4 protein-coding genes and 1 pseudogene are annotated in these 4,272 nt (G+C 48.5%); all 5 read right to left on the reverse strand.

The genetic code is table 11. The features are described 5' to 3' along the window. Positions 1-365: 365 nt before the first annotated feature. Positions 366-509: pseudogene (locus POG22_RS22160) on the reverse strand (type II toxin-antitoxin system PemK/MazF family toxin); the annotation flags it as partial. Next, a complete protein-coding gene (locus POG22_RS22165) occupies positions 499-849 on the reverse strand; it encodes a hypothetical protein (RefSeq protein WP_498907158.1) in 351 nt (116 codons plus the stop codon). The pseudogene POG22_RS22160 and the gene POG22_RS22165, both read right to left, overlap by 11 nt. A 372-nt stretch (positions 850-1,221) precedes the next feature. Further along, positions 1,222-1,419, reverse strand: coding sequence for a hypothetical protein (locus POG22_RS22170; protein WP_498907159.1), 198 nt, complete (start codon positions 1,417-1,419; stop codon positions 1,222-1,224). A gap of 45 nt (positions 1,420-1,464) precedes the next feature. Continuing rightward, on the reverse strand, positions 1,465-3,798 hold the full coding sequence (locus POG22_RS22175) for a tetratricopeptide repeat protein (protein ID WP_498907161.1): 2,334 nt from the start codon (positions 3,796-3,798) through the stop codon (positions 1,465-1,467). Continuing rightward, a complete protein-coding gene (locus POG22_RS22180; RefSeq protein ID WP_498907160.1) occupies positions 3,799-4,098 on the reverse strand; it encodes a hypothetical protein in 300 nt (99 codons plus the stop codon). Between the last annotated feature and the right edge of the window lie 174 nt (positions 4,099-4,272).

Genomic DNA, 4,272 nt, shown 5'->3' on the forward strand with positions numbered 1-4,272 from the left:
CAACCGATTTTTCTCTAAGATGTCATTTTTACCCGAATTTTTCTTTTTTCTCGGTCTTAATCCCTAACCAACTCCCGACTAATTTCATCCCCTTCTCGTGCTACTTGGCGTACTACAAGTTGAAGTGCGGAATGTGAGTTTACTGAAACCGTTTTCAGCCGTCGGTTCGAGTTTCACCATCCAAGAAAAATTTCGATAGCGAGACTTCCAGTCGGGTGCATCTCAGTTTTGCAAAAACATCAGTTTTGGGTGGCAAAATTCCCGATTAGCATTTCCCGTATAAGATCCCCGGCATCTCCAAGATGCCGGGGATCTGGAAATTGAGTGCGCCCAATTCGATGAATTTACATAATTGAGATGCACCCCTTCCAGTCTGTAATGGGAACGATAACTTTGAGGCGCAAAACACCAACTCGATCGTCACTGAAAATAACAGCCGGACGAATTTTCCGAATCTCGTCACCAACAGCAGGATTGGGATCGTACAGCCAAATTTCACTACGACGCATGAGCCTCTAAATCGTAGTCGTAAAAGTCTTCGCTGTCGAGATCGGTGGGTTCCGTCAGTTCGCTACCCACCGCGTAATCTTCAATGGCTTGCTGTGCGGCTTGTTCGAGTTGTTCCCGAGATCGAGCCAGTTGTGCGTTAACCTCGTCTGGAGCGAGCAATCGCGAGGGATGTCGAATGGGGTTGATGTCTTCAGCAATCAGTGTTTGTAGGTCTTCTCGTTCGGTATCCGTCAGATGTTGTTCGGTGTCTCGTATCAGTTGCAAGGCTTCTCGTGCAATTTGAAAACGTTCGGAACGAGATAGGTGGGTTAACGCTTGTAAAATTTGTTCGCTTTTCATCTGTATTAACCCTTCTTCTAAGTCTGTAACGATCCTAGCAAGCCAAGCAGCGATCGGGAATCCACTTCTTAAATTCCTTTCTCAAGTTTTTCCCGAATCGGCTTTAGCTGCCATGGCCTATTCCAGCAAGAAGTCTAGCTTTCCCTCTGCGATATCAGCTTCAAGCTGCTTATCCTAGAGCAGCCAGTCTTTTTCCGCAAACCACTCTCTCAATCGTATAAATTCTTCCTGAGAGAGGGCTTCAATTTCTGATTGAATCTGTTCTACTCGTGTCATGAGGATTCCTAGAGTTCTCACACTTAGTATTTTAGCAATCTGGCGAGATGTGGAAGTTCTAACGTTCGTTTCGATATTCTATTATCTATTATCGCCTCAACGCGATCGCCCGGCTTCAAAATCTGTCAATCCGCGATCGATCCCTCGAATCGCTTCTTCTAAATCTCGTTCTTCCCACTCCAGAGCATTTATCAGCATTTCCGATACGATTAGGTCGATATCTCGCTCTTGTTGGGCGGCTTTCTGCTGTAACTTGGCTTCGAGTTCTGGACTTAACTTAACTGTGATCGTCATGGTTTTGTAGAAATAACGCTATTTTGAGGATAGCCGAGTGGTAGGTCAATGGTTTAGTTGCGCGAGGATAGTTTCACCGAGGGGATGTTGTCGCAGGCGAGTGTCAGGAAGTCCGGCAGCGAAAGCCTCGCGGTAGAAGTTGAGGCAGTGAATCCAAACTGTATATGTATTAGGATGAGAAACTCCCAAACTTTTGAAAAAAATATTAATCGCTTCTAGATAGAGAGGCTCAGCTTCTTTATACTTCCCTTGCTCTCGGTACAAATTTGCCAGGTTGTGGAGAATAGTTGCTAGTTGAGGATGCTTGGGAGACAAGACTTTTCGGGTGATGGTCACCGCTTCTAGATATAGAGGTTCAGCTTCCTCGTATTTCCTTTGCTTTCTGTACAAATTAGCCAGGTTATTGAGGTTACTGGCTAATTGAGGATGGTTGGGTGGTAAGGTTTGTCGAGCTATAGCCAATGCTTCTAAATATAGGGATTTGGCATCTTCATACTTCCCTTGATGCTCAGACAAACTTGCCTGGCTGTTAAGGTTACTGGCTAATTGAGGATGGTTGGGTGGTAAGGTTTGTCGAGCTATAGCTAGTGCTTCTAGAGAGAAGGGTTCGGCTTCCTCGTACTTCTTTTGCTCTAGATACAAGTTTGCCAGACCATTGAGAACGCTCGCTACTTGAGGATAGTTGGGTGGCACGGCTTTGCGAGCAATGCTCAGGGCATTCAGATACATGGATGTGGCTTCCTCATACTTCCCTTGGCTTCTATACAAATTTGCCAGGTTGTCGAAGCCGGTTGCCAAGTCAGGATGATTAGAGGGTAAAACGCACTTAATCTCTAGTGCCTCCAAGAAGAGAGGCGTGGCTTTTTCATATCTTCCTTGCTTCATATACAAACTTGCCAAGTTGTTAAGGTGACTAGCTAATTGAGGGCTGTCGGAGGGCAAGGCTTTTCGAGCGATGGTAAGTGCCTCCGAAAAGAGGAATTCGGCTTCCTTGTAATCCCCTTGCTCTAGGTACAAATTTGCCAGATTATTGATGGTCGCAGCCGTATGAGGATGCCGGTCGCCCAGACGCTGCTTGGCTACACTTACGCAGCTTTGATGACAAAGTTTCGCCATCTCGTAGAATCCTTGTCCCTGATAAAACCATGCAAAACCCCTGTACGACCAGATGATATCTTCATCTGCCACCCAGTCCAGCAACGTCTCCGCTACCTCCTGTAAGTGGGGAATCCACGGCTCGAACTCGTTCACCTGTTCCCGCGTAATCGTGTACGGAATCCCCTTGCCCTGTTCCGTCACCGCCGCCGCGACTTCTCGCTTTAGCACATCACACTCCGCCGACGCTTCCAACTCTGACCGTACAAACTGCCGCACTAGAGGATGCAACCGCACCACATCTCGACTCGGACGCTGGAGCAAGTGCAAGTTAACTAACGCCTTCAAGGGTTTGCGCCACTGCTTCACCTGCTCCTCTGTTAGCGGAATCGGTGCGGAGGCGTAAAGTCCCAACCGCATCGCCACCGACTGCGCCGCAGCTTCCAGTTTTCGCCAACTCAAGCGAATCGCCGCCTCGATGCCGTTGGGATATTGCATCTCAGCATCTCGCTCGGCGATCGACTCGTGCTTTAACTTCTCGGCTTTCAGTTCCTCTAAATAGTCTGCCACCGACAGATACTCGTCCAGTGCCAGATAACGCCCCGCCAACTCCACACCCAAGGGCAAACGCCCCAGAAACTCGTCTAGCAAAGTATCGACAGATGCTTCAGCCATGCGCGTTTCGTCTTTGACATACACTGCGAAGAGTTTACGAGCGTCTTCCAGAGACAAAACCTCTAGCGACAGCGACTCGATATCCGACCAAACGTCCCGCGTTGTCAGTAACGCCTGAAACTTAGCATCGACGGGTAAATAGGGCTGAACGTCCTCTGCAAAGCGATCGCGCTCTACGTCGTCGAACACCAGTAATACCGTCCCCGCCTGCCATCTTTCCCAGTTCCGCCAACAGTAATCGAGACGAGTTTCGATGCTCGTCAACTCCTCCGGCATCGTCGCCTGGAACTGAATCTGACAAAACTGGACAATTTGCTCGGCGACGTTACGGCTTTTAACGTCAATCCAGCAGACACCGCCGGGATAACGTTTCTGCTTTAACTGACGACTTGCCCACTGCAACGCCAACTCTGTTTTACCGATGCCACCCATCCCCGCCACCGCTGTAATCGCCACTTTGTCGGTTTTGGAAAACAGCTCGTCAAGTCGTTTCAGTGCGTCGTCACGTCCGACGAATGCGGGTAACGGGCGACGGTAGCGGCTCAGGTTATGGGGAGGTTTATCAGTGTTGGGATGTTGGTTAACCGGTTCCCTTCCCGGCGGCTTCAGTCAAATGGTGATGTTGTTGGTCTGACTGTGAATCGGCGCATTAAAGACTTGACCGACTTTTTCAATCTTTTCAATATTGACTGTTGTTTGGGGTTGAGCTTGTAACGCTCGAGCTAACTGAGACGCGATTTCGTTATAATCCGTAACATCTGGCAAATCAGTTTGCTGAGTATCTTCCTCCACCATCGCCGCCACTAGCTCTGGATTATCAAAGGGATTTTCAGCTTCTGAGTAGCGATTTTTCAGGCGTTCGCCTAACCGACGTAATTGGCTTTGTGCTGCATCCGGAAGTGCCAGCACCGCAGCCTTGAGGTGAGGGAGTATTTCGTCAATTGGGCTCTTCCGACCTTGGTGTGTAGGGTAAATGCTTGTAGCCTATATCTGGAAAGGAATTTCGCGATTTGAGCAGACTTTTTATACAGTTTAGCAAAAACTCTTGCCCTGTAAGGGTTTAAGCGATTTCTTGCATAGTAA

Source organism: Geitlerinema sp. CS-897 (genome assembly GCF_028368005.1).
GTDB lineage: Bacteria > Cyanobacteriota > Cyanobacteriia > Cyanobacteriales > Geitlerinemataceae > Baaleninema > Baaleninema simplex.